The organism is uncultured Friedmanniella sp., assembly GCF_964244005.1.
In the GTDB taxonomy this organism is placed as follows: Bacteria; Actinomycetota; Actinomycetes; order Propionibacteriales; family Propionibacteriaceae; genus Microlunatus.
This window is the reverse complement of the sequence record NZ_CAXTHG010000009.1, coordinates 63,237-80,744: the sequence shown is the minus strand read 5'-3', so window position 1 is coordinate 80,744 and position 17,508 is coordinate 63,237. Positions and strand designations below refer to the sequence as shown.

General features: G+C 71.1%; 16 protein-coding genes. 4 read left to right on the top strand and 12 right to left on the bottom strand.

Annotation, left to right across the window (positions count from 1 at the left end; translation table 11 throughout):
• The first annotated feature begins 52 nt into the window (after positions 1-52).
• Positions 53-238, top strand: coding sequence for a 50S ribosomal protein L28 (gene rpmB / locus ACFE76_RS07840; RefSeq protein WP_375422841.1), 186 nt, complete (start codon positions 53-55; stop codon positions 236-238).
• Positions 239-321: 83 nt separating this feature from the next.
• Here the strand turns inward: rpmB and ACFE76_RS07835 are convergent, their stop codons facing one another.
• Complete coding sequence (locus ACFE76_RS07835) at positions 322-2,007, bottom strand: ribonuclease J (RefSeq protein ID WP_375431178.1); 1,686 nt, start codon at positions 2,005-2,007, stop codon at positions 322-324.
• Positions 2,008-2,228: 221 nt separating this feature from the next.
• Between ACFE76_RS07835 and ACFE76_RS07830 the strand changes: the two genes are divergently transcribed.
• A complete protein-coding gene (locus tag ACFE76_RS07830; RefSeq protein WP_375431177.1) occupies positions 2,229-2,786 on the top strand; it encodes a GNAT family N-acetyltransferase in 558 nt (185 codons plus the stop codon).
• 63 nt (positions 2,787-2,849) lie between these two features.
• Here ACFE76_RS07830 and ACFE76_RS07825 read toward each other — a convergent pair whose 3' ends face one another.
• The 6 genes from ACFE76_RS07825 to ACFE76_RS07800 all read right to left on the bottom strand — a co-directional run bounded on the left by ACFE76_RS07825 (position 2,850) and on the right by ACFE76_RS07800 (position 9,563).
• Entirely contained in the window at positions 2,850-3,584 is a 735-nt protein-coding gene (locus ACFE76_RS07825; RefSeq protein ID WP_375431176.1) for a DUF2993 domain-containing protein, read from the bottom strand.
• Positions 3,584-4,324 carry a 4-hydroxy-tetrahydrodipicolinate reductase gene (gene dapB / locus ACFE76_RS07820; RefSeq protein WP_375431241.1) on the bottom strand — a complete coding sequence of 247 codons (741 nt, stop codon included), beginning with the start codon at positions 4,322-4,324 and terminating at the stop codon, positions 3,584-3,586. The genes ACFE76_RS07825 and dapB overlap by 1 nt, the downstream gene beginning before the upstream one ends.
• Positions 4,325-4,347: 23 nt before the next feature.
• Positions 4,348-5,595, bottom strand: a complete 1,248-nt coding sequence (locus tag ACFE76_RS07815; protein WP_375431175.1) for a M16 family metallopeptidase — start codon at positions 5,593-5,595, stop codon at positions 4,348-4,350.
• Positions 5,596-5,677: 82 nt separating this feature from the next.
• The gene (locus ACFE76_RS07810) at positions 5,678-7,873 is read right to left on the bottom strand and encodes a polyribonucleotide nucleotidyltransferase (protein WP_375431174.1); all 2,196 of its coding nucleotides are present in this window, start codon (positions 7,871-7,873) and stop codon (positions 5,678-5,680) included.
• Positions 7,874-8,185: 312 nt separating this feature from the next.
• Positions 8,186-8,455 carry a 30S ribosomal protein S15 gene (gene rpsO, locus ACFE76_RS07805; protein WP_375422848.1) on the bottom strand — a complete coding sequence of 90 codons (270 nt, stop codon included), beginning with the start codon at positions 8,453-8,455 and terminating at the stop codon, positions 8,186-8,188.
• A gap of 187 nt (positions 8,456-8,642) precedes the next feature.
• A complete protein-coding gene (locus ACFE76_RS07800; RefSeq protein ID WP_375431173.1) occupies positions 8,643-9,563 on the bottom strand; it encodes an acetamidase/formamidase family protein in 921 nt (306 codons plus the stop codon).
• A 113-nt stretch (positions 9,564-9,676) separates the two neighbouring features.
• Between ACFE76_RS07800 and ACFE76_RS07795 the strand changes: the two genes are divergently transcribed.
• Both ACFE76_RS07795 and ACFE76_RS07790 read left to right on the top strand, forming a co-directional pair.
• On the top strand, positions 9,677-10,063 hold the full coding sequence (locus tag ACFE76_RS07795; protein WP_375431172.1) for a PadR family transcriptional regulator: 387 nt from the start codon (positions 9,677-9,679) through the stop codon (positions 10,061-10,063).
• Positions 10,060-10,569 (top strand): hypothetical protein, encoded by a 510-nt coding sequence (locus tag ACFE76_RS07790; protein ID WP_375431171.1) that lies wholly within the window; start codon positions 10,060-10,062, stop codon positions 10,567-10,569. The genes ACFE76_RS07795 and ACFE76_RS07790 overlap by 4 nt, the downstream gene beginning before the upstream one ends.
• A 14-nt stretch (positions 10,570-10,583) precedes the next feature.
• On the opposite strand, the gene ACFE76_RS07785 is transcribed toward ACFE76_RS07790, so the two are convergent.
• From ACFE76_RS07785 to infB, 5 genes are all read right to left on the bottom strand, one after another.
• Positions 10,584-11,477, bottom strand: coding sequence for a bifunctional riboflavin kinase/FAD synthetase (locus ACFE76_RS07785; protein ID WP_375431170.1), 894 nt, complete (start codon positions 11,475-11,477; stop codon positions 10,584-10,586).
• Between the two features lie 87 nt (positions 11,478-11,564).
• The gene (gene truB / locus ACFE76_RS07780; RefSeq protein WP_375431169.1) at positions 11,565-12,428 is read right to left on the bottom strand and encodes a tRNA pseudouridine(55) synthase TruB; all 864 of its coding nucleotides are present in this window, start codon (positions 12,426-12,428) and stop codon (positions 11,565-11,567) included.
• 35 nt (positions 12,429-12,463) lie between these two features.
• Complete coding sequence (rbfA, locus tag ACFE76_RS07775) at positions 12,464-12,934, bottom strand: 30S ribosome-binding factor RbfA (protein ID WP_375431168.1); 471 nt, start codon at positions 12,932-12,934, stop codon at positions 12,464-12,466.
• Positions 12,935-12,971: 37 nt separating this feature from the next.
• The gene (locus ACFE76_RS07770; protein ID WP_375431167.1) at positions 12,972-14,045 is read right to left on the bottom strand and encodes a Fic family protein; all 1,074 of its coding nucleotides are present in this window, start codon (positions 14,043-14,045) and stop codon (positions 12,972-12,974) included.
• Between the two features lie 229 nt (positions 14,046-14,274).
• Positions 14,275-17,364 (bottom strand): translation initiation factor IF-2, encoded by a 3,090-nt coding sequence (infB, locus tag ACFE76_RS07765; protein ID WP_375431166.1) that lies wholly within the window; start codon positions 17,362-17,364, stop codon positions 14,275-14,277.
• Positions 17,365-17,508 lie beyond the last annotated feature (144 nt).

Below are 17,508 nucleotides of genomic sequence, written 5' to 3'. Positions count from 1 at the left end.
CGACGTCGCCCCCGGGCGGCACCAGATTTTGACAAGTACGGGAGCAACTCCAGTGGCAGCGGTATGCGACGTGTGCGGCAAGGGACCGGGCTTCGGCCACAACGTCCCTTGGTCCAAGAAGAAGACCAACCGACGCTGGAACCCCAACATCCAGCGCGTCCGGGCGATCGTCTCCGGAGCCCCCAAGCGGCTGAACGCCTGCACCTCCTGCATCAAGGCCGGCAAGGTCACCCGCTGACCTGATCGACCGCAACCCGCTCTCCTCCCGGAGGGCGGGTTTTCGGCGTCCCCCAACCAGCTCCCCGCGGAGCCCGCGCGGGGTCAGGCCCCGATGACGACGGGGATGATCATCGGGCGGCGGCGGTGGGTGTCGTTGACCCACTTGCCGAGGCGGCGGCGGACGACCTGCTGCAGCCGGTAGGCGTCGTCGACGCCTTCGGCCAGGGCCGACTCGATGGCCTCGGCGATCAGCGGACGGACGTCGTCGAAGACCGCGTCGCCCTCCACGAAGCCACGGGCGTGGATGTCGGGGCCGCTGACGATCTTGCCCGAGTGGGTGTTGACCACGGTCACGACCGAGATGAAGCCCTCCTCGCCCAGGATCTTGCGGTCGGTGAGGGCCGCCTCCGAGACGTCGCCGACCGTGGAGCCGTCGACGAAGATGTAGCTGGCGTCGACCTTGCCGACGATGCGGGCGCGACCGTTCTGCAGGTCGATCACCGCTCCGTCCTCGGCGATGATCGTCCGCTCGCGAGGTACGCCGGTGGCGACGGCCAGGTCGGCGTTCGCGATCAGGTGCCGGCTCTCCCCGTGCACGGGCATCACGTTGCGCGGCTTGACGATGTTGTAGCAGAACAAGAGCTCGCCGGCACTGGCGTGACCGGAGACGTGCACCATCGCGTTGCCCTTGTGCACCACCTTGGCGCCGAGCTTGGTCAGGCCGTTGATCACGCGGTAGATGGCGTTCTCGTTGCCGGGGATCATCGAGCTGGCCAGGACGACGGTGTCGCCGGGCTTCAGCGAGATCACCTGGTGCTCGCGGTTGGCCATCCGCGAGAGGGCCGACAGCGGCTCGCCCTGGGACCCGGTGGAGATGATGACGACGTCCTGGGGCCGGTACCTGTCGATGTCGCGCATCTCGATCAGGGTGTTGGCCGGCACCTTCAGGTAGCCGAGATCACGCGCCACACCCATGTTGCGGACCATCGACCGGCCGACGTAGACGACCTTGCGGCCGTGCTCGGACGCGGCGTCCATCACCTGCTGGACGCGGTGCACGTGCGAGGCGAAGCAGGCCACGATGACCCGCTGCCGGCTGCGGCTGAACACCCGCTCCAACGCCGGAGCGATGTCGCGTTCGGGGGTGGTGAAGCCGGGCACCTCGGCGTTGGTGGAGTCGACGAGGAAGAGGTCGACACCCTCCTCGCCCAGCCGCGCGAGCGCGCGGACGTCGGTGGTCCGGTTGTCCAGGGGCAGCTGATCCATCTTGAAGTCACCGGTGTGCAGCAGCGTGCCAGCCGGGGTCCGGACGGCCACGGCGAGCGCGTCCGGGATGGAGTGGTTGACCGCCAGGAACTCGAGGTCGAAGTGGCCGACGGTGATCCGTTCGGAGTCGCCGACCTCGCGTCGGTCGACGTTGCGGATCCGGTGCTCGCGGAACTTCTCGCTCAGCAGAGCCAACGTCAGCTTGGAGCCGATCAGCGGGATGTCGTTACGCTGGCGCAGCAGGTAGGGCACCGCTCCGATGTGGTCCTCGTGGCCGTGGGTCAGCACGAGCCCGACGACGTCGTCCAGCCGGTCGGCGATCACCTCGAAGCCGGGCAGGATCAGGTCCACGCCGGGATGGGCCTCCTCGGGGAACAGCACCCCGCAGTCGATCAGCAGGAGCTGGCCCCGGTACTCCAGCGCGGTCATGTTGCGGCCGATGTCGCCGAGCCCGCCGAGCGGGATCACGCGGAGGGCGTTGTCGGCAAGGGGCGGGGGATTTTTCAAGCTGCTGGCGGCCACGAGCGTCTACGTTACAGGGGACAACACGCCGAAAGCGCGCTCAGCGCTCGTCGCCAGATGACCACTGGCGACCTCCGGACAGCAAGAAGTCCCGCGGTTACCTGCTCGGGGGTTCAGGAAGCCGCGGGACTCAGCTACTACATCGCGTCAGCTCCCGGTCTCGTTACCGAGCCCAGAGGTGATCTGCTTCACACGCGAGCTCAACGGTTAGCATCGCCGTCGTGACGACCACCCCCGGCCCCCTCGCCGACTCTGTCCGACTCGCCTGGCCCGCCGAGGCTGCGGCCGTCGCGGACCTCCAGCGGCGGGTCTGGAGCAGCGAGCTGTCTGCTGAGGTGGCGGCCACCGTGCTCGGCGGGGTGTCGGCTGAGGAGATGACGCAGGCGTGGGGACAGGCGATCAGCCGGCCGCCAAAGGCGCGCTACCGGGTGCTCGTAGCCATCGCGGACGCCCGGGTGGTCGGCTTTGCCACCACCGTCCCCGGCCAGGACCCTGACGCCGACGAGGCGGCGGACGGCGAGGTGCAGGAGTTCGCCGTCGACCCGCCCGCCCGGCACCGGGGCCACGGCTCGCGGCTGCTGAACGCCTGCGCCGACACGCTGCGGGCCGACGGCTTCCGCCACGCCCGGTGGTGGGTCGGCGAGGACGACCAGGCGTTGCGGGGCTTTCTCGGGGCGGCCGGCTGGGTGCCCGACGGCAGCAGCCGCGAGATCGGTACCGACGACGAGGCCGTCCGGCTCACCCAGGTCCGGCTGCACACCGACCTGGCGGACGGCTAGCCGGGCTTGATCGGCGCAACCTCTTCGAGGCCTTCGACAAGCTCAGGGCCCGTGGGGTAAGGGTCAGCGGTGGAAGTCGACCTTGTTGCCCTCGAGGCCGGCGTGCAGGCCGTCGTCCTCGGCGGCCAGCGAGCTGAGGGTGAGGTTGAAGGGCAGGCCGGTGACGGGGATCGGTTTGACCAGGGCGCGCAGCAGCGCGGCCGCGGTGGCCTCAGGCAGCTCGATCCCGGCGACGGAGATCGTCGGGTCGGCCAGGATGATCGTCTGGGCGTCGACGTCGAGGCGCGGCGTCCCGGTCACCAGGGCGGTCACCGAGGCCCCGAAGAACGAGGTCGACTGCTCGACCCGCAGCCGGCCGTCGCCGGCGTAGGTCAGCGGGACGCTGGAGAGCGAGCCGAGCTCGGCGTACTCCATCAGGGCCGTGCCCTCGACGTGCTGGGCGGTCATCGTCTGGAACCAGTCCGAGCTCGTCACGTCGGTGAGCACCAGGTCAGCGCGGCTGACCCGGACGGTGCTGCCGCTGGCGGCGGTGGGTGCGGCACCGATGCCGTCGGCGACCACGTGCACACGCTTGAGGTCCCGGGCGAGCACCTGGGTGAGGAACGGCCACCCCTCGACCTCCACCGTCGGGACCGTGGGGGTGCCGAGCTGGCCCCGCAGCTGGGCGGCGGACTCCCGTTCGGTCCGTCCGAGGGCGTACCGGTCGGCCGCGAACAGCCCGACGGCCACCAGGACACCGAGCAGCAGGAACACGAGCAGTCCGACCCCCGCGGCGTTGCGGCGCCGCTTGGCGGCCATCAGGTGAGCCCGAGGACCGGTTCGATGCCGACCGTCAGCCCGGGCCGCGACCCGACCGCGCGGACGGCCGCGAGCACGCCGGGCATGAAGGAGACCCGGTCGAGCGAGTCGTGCCGCAGGGTCAGCGTCTCGCCCTCGGCCCCGAGCAGCACCTCCTGGTGGGCGACCAGACCCCGCAGCCGGACGCTGTGCACCCGGACACCGGACACGTCGGCGCCGCGCGCGCCGGCGAGCTCGTGCGCGGTTGCGTCGGGCGAGGGCGGCAGATCGGCAGCGGACCGCGCAGCGGCGACCCGCCGGGCCGTCATCGCCGCCGTACCGGAGGGGGCGTCGGCCTTGCCCGCGTGGTGCAGCTCGATGATCTCGACGCTGTCGTAGAAGGCGGCCGCCTGCTCGGCGAAGCGCATCAGCAGCACCGCGCCGACGGAGAAGTTCGCCGCCACGAGGATGCCGACCTCCGGCCGGGCGGCGAGCAGCCCCCGGAGCCGGTCGAGCCGCTCGTCGTCGAACCCGGTCGTCCCGACCACCGCCGAGATGCCGTGCTCGACGCACCAGGCCAGGTTGGCCATCACGGCGTCGGGGTGGGTGAAGTCGACGACCACCTCGGCGGTCGCGGCGACGGCTCGGTCGTCCCCGACGTCCACCGCCGCGACGAGCTCGAGGTCCGCAGCGGTCTCGACCGCCCGACAGACCTCGGCACCCATCCGGCCCCGCGCCCCGAAGACTGCTACCCGGGTCACCGGATCCCCCTTGCGTTCGCTGCTCACGCGCTCCAGTGTTTCAGTACCCGCGCAGGAATCCGCGGTCCGACGAGGCCGAGCACGGCCGGCTGGCTGAACAGCAGCGCGGCCTCGGCCTGCACCTCAGCGGCGGTGACCGCGTCGAAGCGGGTGAGCACCTCGGCCAGCGTCCGGTCGTCACCGGCCAGCGTGTTGGCCCCGAGCCGGCTCATCCGGCTGCCCGGGCTCTCGTAGGAGATCACGGTCTGGCCGCGCATCTGGCCTTGGGCGCGGGCCAGCTCGGCGTCGGTGACGCCGTGCTCGGCGACCTCGGCCAGGGTCGCCTGGACGAGCGTGATGATCTCCGCCAGCCGGTTGGGGGCACACTGCCAGTCGACGCTCCACAGCCCCGCCTCGGCGTAGGAGGTGTCGCCGGCGTCGATCCCGTACGTCAGCCCGCGCCGTTCGCGCACCTCGACGAAGAGTCGGGACGCCATCCCGCCGCCGACCACCAGGGAGAGCAGGCCCATCGGGTAGCGGCGGTCGTCGAAGATGCCGACCCCGGGATAGGCGAGGACGGCGCTGGCCTGCTCGACCCGGCGGTGCTCGCTGACCAGGCCCGGCTGCGGGCTGGGCGCGCTCCCCCGCCGGACGCGCGGCGTGGCGGGCGAGGGGCGGGCGTCGAGACCGGCGAGCTGGGTGACCAGCTGGTCGTGGTCGACGTGACCAGCGGCGGCGACGACCAGCGAGGCGGGGCTGTAGTGCCGCCGCCAGTGCCGCACGATCTGGTCCCGGCTCAGCGCCTCGATCGAAGGGGGTGAGCCGATGACGGCCTGGCCGAGGCCGGAGCCGGCGAAGATGCGGTCGCTGACCAGCTCGGAGACCACCTCACCGGGGTCGTCGGCGTGCATGGCGATCTCGTCCAGGATCACCGCCCGTTCGGCGTCCACGTCGGCTGCGGTGATCCGCGAGGCGCTGATCATGTCGCTCAGCACGTCGACGGCCAGCGCGGCGTCCGAACGCAGCACCCGCGCGTAGAAGCAGGTGTACTCCTTGGTGGTGTAGGCGTTCAGCTCACCGCCCACCGCCTCCACCGCGGCCGAGATCTCCTCGGCGCTGCGCCGGAGGGTGCCCTTGAACAGCACGTGCTCGAGGAAGTGCGAGGCCCCGTGCAGCGCACGGGTCTCGTCCCGCGACCCGACACCCACGAAGACCCCGACCGAGAACGTCCGGCTGGCCGGCATGTGCTCGGTGACGACCTGCAGGCCGTTCGGCATGGTGGTACGCCGCACGGCGCCACCCACGAAGGAGTGACGCCGTGCGGAGCGGCTGCGGGAGCCGGCCGAGCCTGAGCCCGAAGAGGAGCTGGTCAACCTAGACGGAGACCGCTTCTTCGACCACCGGGATCAGCGAGAGCTTCCCCCGGTCGTCGATCTCGTTGATCTCGACCTGGATCTTCTGACCGACGCTGACGACGTCCTCGACGCTCTCGACCCGCTGGCCGCCGGCGAGCGGGCGCAGCTTGGAGATGTGCAGCAGCCCGTCCTTGCCCGGGAGCAGGGAGATGAACGCACCGAAGGCGGTGATCTTGACGACCGTGCCCAGGTAGCGCTCGCCCTTCTCGGGCATCGTCGGGTTGGCGATGGCGTTGATCAGCGCGCGGGCGGCTTCGGCCTTGTCGCCGGAGTCCGCACCCACGTAGATGGTGCCGTCGTCCTCGATCGAGATCTGGGCGCCGGTGTCGTCCTGGATCTGGTTGATCACCTTGCCCTTCGGGCCGATGACCTCGCCGATCTTGTCGACCGGGATCTGGATGGTGATGATCCGCGGGGCGAACAGGCTCATCTCGTCCGGGGCGTCGATCGCCTCGTACATGACGTCCAGGATGGTGTTCCGGGCGTCCTTGGCCTGGGTCAGCGCGCCGGCCAGCACGGAGGCGGGGATGCCGTCGAGCTTGGTGTCCAGCTGCAGGGCGGTGATGAAGTCCCGCGTGCCGGCGACCTTGAAGTCCATGTCACCCATGGCGTCCTCGGCCCCGAGGATGTCGGTCAGCGCGACGTAGCGCGTCTCGCCGTCCACGGTGTCGGACACCAGGCCCATGGCGATGCCGGCGACCGGCGCGCGCAGCGGCACCCCGGCGTTCAGCAGGCCCAGCGTCGAGGCGCAGACCGAGCCCATCGAGGTGGACCCGTTCGAGCCGAGCGCCTCGGAGACCTGACGGATGGCGTACGGGAACTCCTCACGCGTCGGCAGCACCGGCACCAGCGCCCGCTCGGCGAGCGCGCCGTGACCGATCTCGCGCCGCTTGGGCGAGCCGACCCGGCCGGTCTCCCCGGTGGAGTAGGGCGGGAAGTTGTAGTTGTGCATGTAGCGCTTGGACGTCTCGGGGGCGAGGGTGTCCAGCTTCTGCTCCATGCCCAGCATGTTCAGCGTGGTGACGCCCAGGATCTGGGTCTCGCCGCGTTGGAACAGCGCCGATCCGTGCACCCGGGGCAGCACGCCGACCTCAGCGGACAGCGTGCGGATGTCGGTCAGGCCGCGGCCGTCGATGCGTACGTGGTCGGTCAGGATCTTCTGCCGGACGAGCTTCTTGGTCAGAGCCTTGTACGCGCCGGAGATCTCCTTCTCGCGGCCGGCGAACTGCTCGGCCAGCGCGGAGACCGTCGTGGCCTTGAGCGCGTCGGTGGCGGACTCGCGGTCCTGCTTGTCGGCGATCGACATCACCGAGGCGAGCTCGGTGGAGGCGGACTCGGAGACGGCCGCGAACACGTCGTCGGCGTAGTCGGCGAAGATCGGGAACTCCGCGGTCGTCTTCGGGAAGTGCGCCGCCAGCTCGGCCTGCGCGTCGCACAGGGCCTTGATGAACGGCTTGGACGCCTCGAGGCCGGACGCCACGACCTCTTCGGTCGGGGCCGTCTTGCCGGAGCGCACGAGGTCCCACGTCTGCGCAGTGGACTCGGCCTCGACCATCATGATCGCGACGTCGCCGTCGGCGGTCACGCGGCCGGCGACGACCATGTCGAAGGTCGACTGGTGCAGCTGATCGACGTCGGGGAAGCCGACCCACTGGTCACCGATCAAGGCGACGCGGACGCCGCCGACAGGCCCCGTGAAGGGCAGGCCGGCGAGCTGGGTGGACATCGACGCCGCGTTGATCGCGACCACGTCGTAGGTCTTGTTGGGGTTCAGCGCCATCACGGTGACGACGACCTGGACCTCGTTGCGCAGCCCCTTGACGAAGCTGGGGCGCAGCGGGCGGTCGATCAGCCGGCAGGTGAGGATGGCGCCTTCGGACGGGCGGCCCTCGCGACGGAAGAAGGAGCCGGGGATGCGCCCGAGCGCGTACATCCGCTCTTCGACGTCGACGGTGAGCGGGAAGAAGTCGATGGCGTCGCGCGGCTTGCTCTGGGCGGTCGTCGCCGAGAGGAGCATCGTGTCCTCGTCCAGGTAGACCACGGCCGAGCCGGCGGCCTGTCGGGCCAGCAGGCCCGACTCGAAACGGACGACGTGGCGCCCCAGGGCGCCGTTGTCGATGACGGCTTCGGTGTAGTGCAGTTCAGGTCCCTCCACGGGAATCCTTTCTGTGGCGCGCCGCGGACGGCTGCGCCGGATGTGGACCGCATCGCCCACCCCGGGCCAGTCACCCCCGGTGACAGGCCGACCACGGCATGGAGCCCGGTCTTCGATCGAGGTTCGCGGGTCGAGCAGACATCTCTGCGGCGCCTTCTGGGCGGGACCCGAAAACCACTACCGAGGACCGAGACACTCCGATGACGTGCCGGGTGGGATGCGATCTCAGGTGTGAGTTCGTCTATTCAGTTGTGGAAACAGCGAAGCGGCCCTGCTGGCCCCGGTGGGGCGAGGAGGACCGCTCCTGCAGCGTCAGCGACGCAAGCCGAGCCGCTCGATCAGCGAGCGGTACCGGTTGATGTCGGTCTTGGCCACGTAGTTGAGCAACCGGCGGCGTTGACCGACGAGGAGCATCAGGCCACGACGACTGTGGTGGTCGTGCTTGTGCTCTTTGAGGTGCTCGGTCAGGTGCGCGATGCGCCGGGTGAGAACCGCGACCTGGACCTCGGGAGAACCCGTATCGCCCTCGCTGGTCGCGAACTCTTCGATGGTCTGCTTCTTGATGGCAGCGTCAAATGGCACGTGCTCTCCTCTCGGTTTCCCGTTGCGCGGCGCCCCCCGGGCCCGATGAGGGGTTCACGCGGTGTGGTGGGGAGCTCTTGGAAGTCCGCGGCCGTTAGAACGGCGCCCTCAATCTACCAGCGGGCGCCCGGATGGCCGAATCGCGCCGGTACTTGTCGGCTCGGCTCGTCGGCTCGGCTCGTTGGGCTCAGCGTAGGCCGTCGGCGGGCAGCAGGGCGTGCACACCCCAGGTCTGGTTGGCGATCTGGGTGATCCGCAGGTCGACAGCGGTGCTGGCCAGCGCGAGCGCGGTGGCCCGGTCGACCTCGTACCGCAGGGCCAGCCAGCCGACCATGGCGTCCAGGGCGTCCCCCGCGGCCAGATTGAGGTCGGCGTCGAAGCCGAACGTGATCAGGCCCGCGGGGGTCTCGGCGTGGATCTGGGTCAGCGGCCGGTCGTCGACGAGGTCGACGGTCAGCTCGGTGGTCATCGCGCACTCGATGGCCGTACCGCCCACCTCGCCGTCACCCTGGGCGGCGTGCCCGTCGCCCAGGTAGAGCAGCGCGTCCGGAACGGCGACTGGCAGATAGAGGGTGGAGCCGGCGACGAGCTCACGGCAGTCGATGTTCCCACCGCTGGCCGCGCGGGGCGCGATGGTGGAGTGCTCCCCCGGCTCGGCGGGAGCGACGCCCATCACACCGAGGAACGGCGCCAGGTCGCGCACAAACCCGCGGCTCTCCCGACCCGTACGGGCGTCGGCGTCCAGCTGCCAGAGCAACCACGACGGCGGGCCCTCCACCAGGCCGAGCCGCCGGCTGACCGGGGTGTCCAGCGCTGCCGCGACGGTCCAGCCCCAGGGGTCGGGTCGCAGCGCGTGCAGCCGCAGGGCCAGCCGCTGGCCGGGACGGGCGCCGCGGACCGCGATCGGACCGGTCAGGCAGTGCCCCCGGCTCTGCGGCCGCAGCTTGTGCTGTTCCTGGCCGGGGTGCTGCTGCGGCTCCAGGTAGCCCGACGCGTCGAGGGAGCGGACGATCAGCGTGTCGCCGGGGTCGATGGTCAGGACCGGGGCGTGCGCGGCGGAGAAGACGTCGGCGGTGGTCTCGATCGTGGGGTCAAGTCGGATGGTCACGAGGCTCTCCTGCGGTCGTCCGGTCGCTGGGTCCCAGCCTGCCGCACCCTGACCTCCACCGAGCTCCCCCGGACTAGGTTGTCTAACTGACTAGTTTGATCTAGGATCTAGTCATGGACGACGACAGCTGGCCCACCTCGTGGACTCGCGCGGCCCTCGAGCTGTGCGTCCTCGCGGCCGTGGAGGACCTGGGGACGACCCACGGCTACCAGGTCGCGCGGCACCTCCAGAAGTCCGGACTGGGCGAGGTCAAGGGCGGCACGCTCTACCCCGTGCTCACCCGGCTCGAAGAGCAGGGCTTCACCTCGACCCGCTGGGTCGAGGGCCTCGGCGGGCCGGGCCGCAAGCTGGTGGAGATCACCGAGGCCGGACGGGCCGCCCGTCGCGAGCGCCAGCAGGACTGGAACCGGTGGACGGGGCGCGTCGGCGCATTGCTGGCCGCCGGTCGTCCACCCGAGAACAGCACGGTCCGTTCCACGACGATCGAGGAGACCCGATGACCACCGTCAGCATCCGCGCCACCCGTCGGTACACCCGTGACCTCACCATGTGGCTGCAGCTGCGCGACGTCGACGGCGCCCGGATCGGGCAGATCGTCGCCGAGGTCGAGTCGCACGCCGCCGAGGCCGGCGAACCGCCCGAGCAGGCGTTCGGGCCGGCCAGAGCGTACGCGTCGCAGTTCGGTGAGCAGCGTCCGCGCCGGCTGCTCAGCCCCAGCAACGTGCTGATCGCCCTGGTCGGCGGTCTCGGCGGCTGGCTTCTCGCCAGTGGCTTCCTGCACGTCCTCGAGGGCGAGCGCTACCTCGGGCTGCCCGGCTGGCTGGTCATGCTCGGCGGCGCCGCCGTGCTGGCGGGACTGTTCTGGCTGCTGCCCGCCAACTTCGTCGTCGATCCCCGCCGCGGACCGCGTCGTGGCGGTCGGGCCGCGATGGGAGCGCAGATCGCGCTGATGTTCGCCGGCTTGCTCGGCCTGATCTGGGTGCTGGCGCTGTTCGCCAGGGGCTGAGCCAGCCAAGGCGGTCACGACACCTGCAGCACGTGCCGGATCTGCTCGACGTCGTGGTGCATCTGCTCGATCAGCGCCTCCATCCCGGCGAAGCGGACCTGGCCGCGGATCCGGGCGTAGAAGTCGATGGCGATCTCGACCCCGTAGAGCTCGAGGTCGTCGCGGTCGAGGACGTAGGCCTCGATCCGGCGCTCGAGACCGTCGAAGGTGGGGTTGGTGCCGACCGAGATGGCGGCCGGCCAGCGCGGTGCGGGTCCGTCGAGCCGGGTGACCCAGCCGGCGTAGACGCCGTCAGCAGGCACGACCATGCCGGGAGCGACGGCGACGTTCGCGGTCGGGTAGCCGAGCAGCCGGCCCCGCTGGTCACCCTGGACGACCACGCCGGTGGACCGGAACGTCTGGTCGCTGAGCTCGCGGACCCGGCCGAAGTCGCCCTCGAGCACCGCGTGCCGGATCAGGGTGGACGAGCTGGGCAGGGCGCCGTCGGTGACCAGCCCGACCGGCTGGACGACGAACCGGCCGGCGCCGAGCTCGGCCAGGGTCGCCACCGTGCCGGCGGCGCGGAAGCCGAAGCGAAAGTTCTCTCCGAGCACGACCCGGCGCGGGTGCAGCGGGTCGAGGACGCGTTCGACGAACTCCGCGGGGCTCCAGCTGGCGACCTCGGCGGTGAAGTCCACGACCACCACCCGGTCCACCCCGGCCTGCTCGAGCAGCGCGACGCGCGCCTCGAGCGTGGTCAGGAGCAACGGGGCCTGGTCCGGGCGGACCACCGACATCGGGTGCGGCCAGAAGGTGACCGCCACCAGCGGCGCTCCGGGTTCCGCGGCCCGCGCGGTGCGCAGCAGCTCGACGTGGCCACGGTGGACGCCGTCGAAGTTGCCGATCACGACCACCGGGTCGCCGGCCATCGGTGCACCTTTCTCACGCGCGGACGAGGGAGGCGGTCCGCCTCCGGCGCCCAGTTAACCATCGACCGAGAACGCCTCGCCTGCCGCTCAGCCGCAGAACACGGCCTCGGGGACCGCGCCGTCGCCGCGCGGAGAGTAGAGGGCCAGGAACTCCTCCTCCGCGCTGAGCAGCGCAACCAGGTCGGCGGCCAGCGGACGGTCGGGCAGCGCCCGGCCCACCCGGACCGACGCCTCGTCCGCCGCGTCGACCACGAGCACCGGGAAGCAGCGACGCGCGACCTCGGTCATGCTGAGCAGCTCGAGGGTCTCGGTCTGGTCGGTCAGCGTCGAGGCTTCGTCCAGCCCGAACGGTCCGACCTGAGTCCGGCGCAACGCCGTCAGGTGGCCGGCCGAGCCGAGGGCGGCGCCGAGGTCGCGAGCCAGGGCGCGGATGTAGGTGCCCGAGCTGCAGACCACGACCACGTCGAGGTCGAGGCAGGCGACCCCGTCGACGGTGACGGCGCGGCGGTCGAGCAGGGCGAAGCGGTGCACCGTGACGGGTCGGGCCGTCAGCTCGACGCTCTCGCCGGCCCGCACCTTGGCGTAGGAGCGGACGCCGTCGACCTTGATCGCCGACACCGCGGTCGGGACCTGGGCGATGGCGCCGCGAAAGATCGCCATGGCGGCCTCGAGCTGGTCCGGCGAGACGTCCCCGACGCCAGGGGTCGCCGCGACCTCCCCCTCGGCGTCGTCGGTGAGAGTGCCGACGCCGAGCCTGAGGGTGGCGGTGTAGGTCTTCGTCGTCAGCATCAGGTGGCCGAGCAGCCGGGTGGCGCGGTTGACCCCGACCAGCAGCACGCCGGTGGCCATCGGGTCGAGCGTGCCGGCGTGGCCGACCTTGCGGGTGCCGAGGATCCGGCGGACCCGGGCGACCACACCGTGGGAGGTCAGGCCGGCCGGCTTGTCCACCACGACCAGCCCGGACGGCCCCGTACTGTTGCGGCTGCTCAGCGGTCGAGGTCCCTGCTGTCGGGGACGCCTTCGGCGAGGTCGTCGGTCTCGGGCTCGTCGTGCTTGTACGGGTCCTCGTCGCCGGCGTAGGTCTTGCCGTTGGCGACCTCGGCGACCCGGGCGTCGACGGCGCGGGCCCGTTCGAGCAGGTCGTCGAGCTGACGAGCCGTCTCGGGGATGGCGTCGGCGATGAAGGCCACGGTCGGGGTGAACTTCATCCCCAGCTGCTTGCCGACCTGGGAGCGGATCAGCCCGCTGGCCGACTTGAGCGCGGCGGCCGTACCGACGCGGTCCTCCTCGGAGCCGAGCACCGTGTAGAACACGGTCGCCTCGCGGCTGTCGCCGGTGAGCCGGACGTCGGTCACGGTGACGAAACCGAGGCGGGGGTCCTTGATCTTGCGCTCCAGCATCTCCGCCACGATCACCTTGATCTGGTCGGCGAGCTTGAGCACGCGTGGCGATGCCATGACTTCCTCCTCAGACGACAGCCTTCTATTGTGCCAGTCAGGACCGGCTGCGCTGCCCAGCCCGGGCGGCGAAGGCGTCCAAGGCCTCCAGTACCGCATCCGCGCGCCACGCCCGACCCCGCCGGTAGAGGGAAAACGGGGTGAGCACCCCTGCCTCGGTCAGCCGCGCAAGGTGACGGTGGGCGTTGGGTACCGCGATGCCCAGCGCCTGGGCAACCTCGACGGCGTCGAGCACGGGTCGGTCCAGGAAGAGGTCGGCCGCGACCCAGACCGCCGAGTCGCGACGCGCAATGATCGCTGCCCGCCAGTTCGCGCGGACCGTCGCGAGCTGCGCGGCGAGGACGCGGCCATTGCTGATGGCCCGAAAGGTCGCGTCGACGGTCAGCTGCACGATGGTGTCCGGGTTGCCGGCACGGTAGTCCGTCAGCGCGTCGTGGTAGCCGGACACGTCGGCGAGCAGACCCGCGGAGACGGGCACCGTGACGTGCCGGCTGAGCCGGTGGTGCCGCAGCATCGAGTGCAGCAGCGCCCGGCCAGTACGCCCGTTGCCATCAGGGAACGGGTGGATGGTCTCGAACTGGGCGTGGGACAGAGCGGCCTGGGCCAGGACCGGCTGGTCGACCCGGCGCGCGTAGCTCATCAGGTCCTCCATCAAGCCCGGGACCCGTCCTGCGTCCGGCGCCACGTACTCGGCGCCGAGCGGGCTCAGTCCGGACCGGCCGACCCAGACCGGTTCGGCCCGCCAAGCACCGGCGATGTCTGGCGCGCTTTCCACCAGCAGGGCTCGGTGCATCGCCATGACCGTGTCGGGGGTCAGGTCCTGGGCCAGCTCGAGTGCACACCGCATGGCCTGCACGTTCGCCACGACCAGACTCGCGTTGACCCGACTGGGATCACCGAGCTCGGCGAGCCCGATGCTCCGGGCGGAGGCGGTGAGGTTTTCGATCTGGGACGACGCAGCCGACTCGCTCCGCAGCAGGATCGCGTCGAGAGGGGTGGGGCCCGTGGCCATCTCGGCGTCGTACCGGGCGAGCTCGGCAGCCGCGTCCTCGACGGCGGCCGCGAGCTCGGCCGGCGCACGGTAGTCGAGCTGGGCGATGGTGGCTGGCACAGCAGCCTCGTACGTCCCGTACGCCCGTCGTTGATCGGACCGGCTGACGGCGAGGTTCGAGCTCCTGCTGTCCCACAGCTTCTCGTAGCCAATCGCGGGCCACGTCGATGCCGGCGGACCTGAGAAGCTCATGCAGCGAAATTATCAGCTGATTTGCTAAGTGATAAGAACTACGGTCGGAAGTAACGAACGGGGCCGCCCATCGGCGGCCCCGCCCGTCCTCAGCTGACTAGCTCCGAGCCTTCTCGCGCATCTCGTACGTCTCGACGATGTCGCCGGTCCGGATGTCGGAGTAGTTGTGCAGCGTGAGGCCGCACTCAAACCCTTCCCGGACCTCGGTGGCGTCGTCCTTCTCCCGGCGCAGCGAGCTGATCGTGGTCTCGGTGATGACCACACCCTCACGCAGCAGACGGGCCTTGGCGTTGCGCCGGATCGAGCCACCGATGACCATGCAACCGGCGATGATGCCGGCGCGGGACGAGCGGAAGATCTCGCGGATCTCCGCCTGACCGAGCTGGGCCTCTTCGTAGATCGGCTTGAGCATGCCCTTCAGCGCAGCCTCGATCTCGTCGATCGCGGCGTAGATGACCGAGTAGTACCGGATGTCCACACCCTCGCGGTCGGCCAGCTCCGTCGCCTTGCCCTGCGGACGGACGTTGAAGCCGACGATGACCGCGTTCGACGCCGCCGCCAGGCTGACGTTGGTCTCGGTGATCGCACCGACGCCGCGGTCGATGACCCGCAGGCTGACCTCGTCGCCGACGTCGATCTTGGCGAGCGCGTCCTCGAGCGCCTCGACCGAACCAGCACCGTCGCCCTTGAGGATGAGGCGCAGCTCCTGCTCCTCGCCCTTCTCGAGCGAGTCGAACAGCTGGTCCAGCGTCTTGCGCCGGGTGCCGGCCGCCTGGGCCGCCATCCGCAGCCGGGCCGCACGCCGCTCGGCGATCTGCCGGGCCATCCGGTCGTCGTCGACGACGATGAAGCTGTCGCCGGCGCCTGGGACGGCGGTCAGACCGAGCACCTGGACCGGGAACGACGGCGGCGCCTCGGTGACGTTCTGGCCGTGGTCGTCGAGCAGGGCCCGGACGCGTCCGTACCCCGTTCCGGCCACGATCGAGTCGCCGACGTGCAGCGTGCCGCGCTGGACCAGGACGGTGGCCACGGGGCCACGACCCTTGTCGAGGTGGGCCTCGATGGCCACACCCTGACCGTCCATCTCGGGGTTGGCGCGCAGGTCGAGCGCCGCGTCCGCGGTCAGGATGACCGCTTCGAGCAGCTCGTCCAGGCCGACCCGGGTGACGGCGGAGACGTCGACGAACATCGTGTCGCCGCCGTACTCCTCCGGCACCAGGCCGTACTCGGTGAGCTGACCGCGGACCTTGGTCGGGTCAGCACCCTCGCGGTCGATCTTGTTGACCGCGACCACGATCGGGACGTCGGCAGCCAGCGCGTGGTTGAGCGCCTCGATCGTCTGCGGCATCACGCCGTCGTCAGCCGCCACCACCAGCACGGCGATGTCGGTCGACTTCGCCCCACGGGCCCGCATGGCGGTGAACGCCTCGTGGCCGGGGGTGTCGATGAAGGTGATGGCGCGCTCGTTGCCGTCGACCTCGGTCGCGACCTGGTAGGCACCGATGGCCTGGGTGATGCCACCGGCCTCGCCCGCCACGACGTTGGTCTTGCGGATCGCGTCGAGCAGCTTCGTCTTGCCGTGGTCGACGTGACCCATCACCGTGACGACCGGCGGCCGGGCCTCGAGCTCGTCCTCGCCACCCTCGTTCTCGCCGAACTCGATGTCGAAGCTCTCCAGCAGCTCGCGGTCCTCGTCCTCGGGGGAGACGACCTCGATCTTGTAGTTGAGCTCGGTCGCGAGCACCGCGAGGGTGTCCTCGGACACCGTCTGCGTGGCCGTCACCATCTCGCCCAGGTTGAACAGCACCTGGACCAGCGACGACACGTCGACATTGATCTTCTCGGACAGGTCGGTCAGGGACGCGCCACGAGCGAGCCGGACGGTCTGACCGTCACCCTGGCGGACGCGGACGCCACCGATCTCCGGCGCCTGCATCTGGTCGAACTCTTGCCGACGCTGACGCTTGGACTTGCGGCCACGACGCACCGGACCTCCGGCGCGACCGAACGCACCCTGGGTACCACCGCGGCCACCACGGCCACCGCGGCCGCTCGGCGGCGGACCACCAGGGCCGCCACCGGGACCACTACGGCCGGGAGGGCCACCGGCACCGGGACGGCCACGGCCGCCCGGACCTGCGGGTGCACCGCGACCACGAGGGCCGGCGGCACCGGGCGAGCTCAGCTGGCCCGAGCTCTGACGCGGCATCATCGCCGGGTTGGGGCGCGGCATGCCGGGCACACCCGGACGACTGCCCGGGATGGGGGCGCCACGACCGGCGGGCGGCCGAGGACCACCCGGACGGGCGGCGTCGGGGCTTGCGCCCGGAGCGGTGGGCCGGGCCGGACGGGCCGTACCCATGCCCTGGGAGGCCGAGAACGGGTTGTTGCCCGGACGCGGCGCTCCGCCGGGACGGCGGTTGCCGGGTGCACCAGCACCGGGGAGGCCGCCGGTCGAGCCCGGCCGGGGCCGGGGGCCGGGGGTACCGGTCTGACCGTCGGTGGGCCGCTGGGTGGGAGCGGCGGGGGTGGCGGACGCGGCCTGGCTGGCCGGAGTGCCGGCGCTCGGGGTCCCGGCGCTCGGGCTGCCGGTCGCCGGACCGGTGGTCCGGTCGCTGCGGGTCCGGTCGCTGCTGGTCCGGTCGCTGCTGGTCCGGTCGCCGTTGGTCCGGTCGCCGTTGGTCTGGGGACGGGCCGAGGGCTGGCCGGGTGCGCGGGGGGTGGACGGACGGGGACCCGGGGCGGGCGTCGTCCGGCTGGCCGGACCCGGGGCCGGGGTGCTCGCGGCCGGACGAGCCGGCTGGCGCGGAGCCTCGGACGGGGCGGCCGTGGCCGGAGCGGCCGGAGCCGCGGCGGCGGTCGGAACGGGTGCCGGCCGGGTGGCGGGTGCCGCGGTGGGCACCGAGCGGGTGGCGGGTGCCGCGGTGGGCACCGGCCGGGACGGTCCAGGTGAGGGCACCGTCGGACGACGGGTCTCCGGACCACGCGAGGGGCCAGGCGTCGGGCGGGCCGACTCCTTGCCAGCCGCGGGGGTGGACAGCTTTTCCTTCAGCCGCCGCTCCACGGGGGGTTCCACCGTGGACGAAGCGGAACGGACGAACTCGCCCATGTCCTTCAACATCGTGAGGACGGTCTTGCTTTCGACTCCGAGCTCTTTCGCGAGCTCATAGACGCGGACCTTTGCCACTGCTCTCCTTGTAGGCGGTCCGGGTCATTCGTCGCCGGACCAGTTAGTTGTCGTGCATGCTCACTGAGGGAATCTCATCGAGTGGTCATGGGGCGAGCCCACTTTCTGGTTCGGCGTCCGCGAGGAACGCTGGACATGCGTGAC

What these genes read in the sequence shown, in the direction of transcription:
- ACFE76_RS07825 (WP_375431176.1), bottom strand. Translation starts at nt 3,584, where the DNA reads ATGGCCGCCAAGCGGCGCCGCAACGCCGCGGGGGTCGGACTGCTCGTG.
- ACFE76_RS07795 (WP_375431172.1), top strand. Translation starts at nt 9,677, where the DNA reads ATGGACGACGACAGCTGGCCCACCTCGTGGACTCGCGCGGCCCTCGAG.
- ACFE76_RS07790 (WP_375431171.1), top strand. Translation starts at nt 10,060, where the DNA reads ATGACCACCGTCAGCATCCGCGCCACCCGTCGGTACACCCGTGACCTC.
- ACFE76_RS07785 (WP_375431170.1), bottom strand. Translation starts at nt 11,477, where the DNA reads ATGGCCGGCGACCCGGTGGTCGTGATCGGCAACTTCGACGGCGTCCAC.
- rbfA (WP_375431168.1), bottom strand. Translation starts at nt 12,934, where the DNA reads ATGGCATCGCCACGCGTGCTCAAGCTCGCCGACCAGATCAAGGTGATC.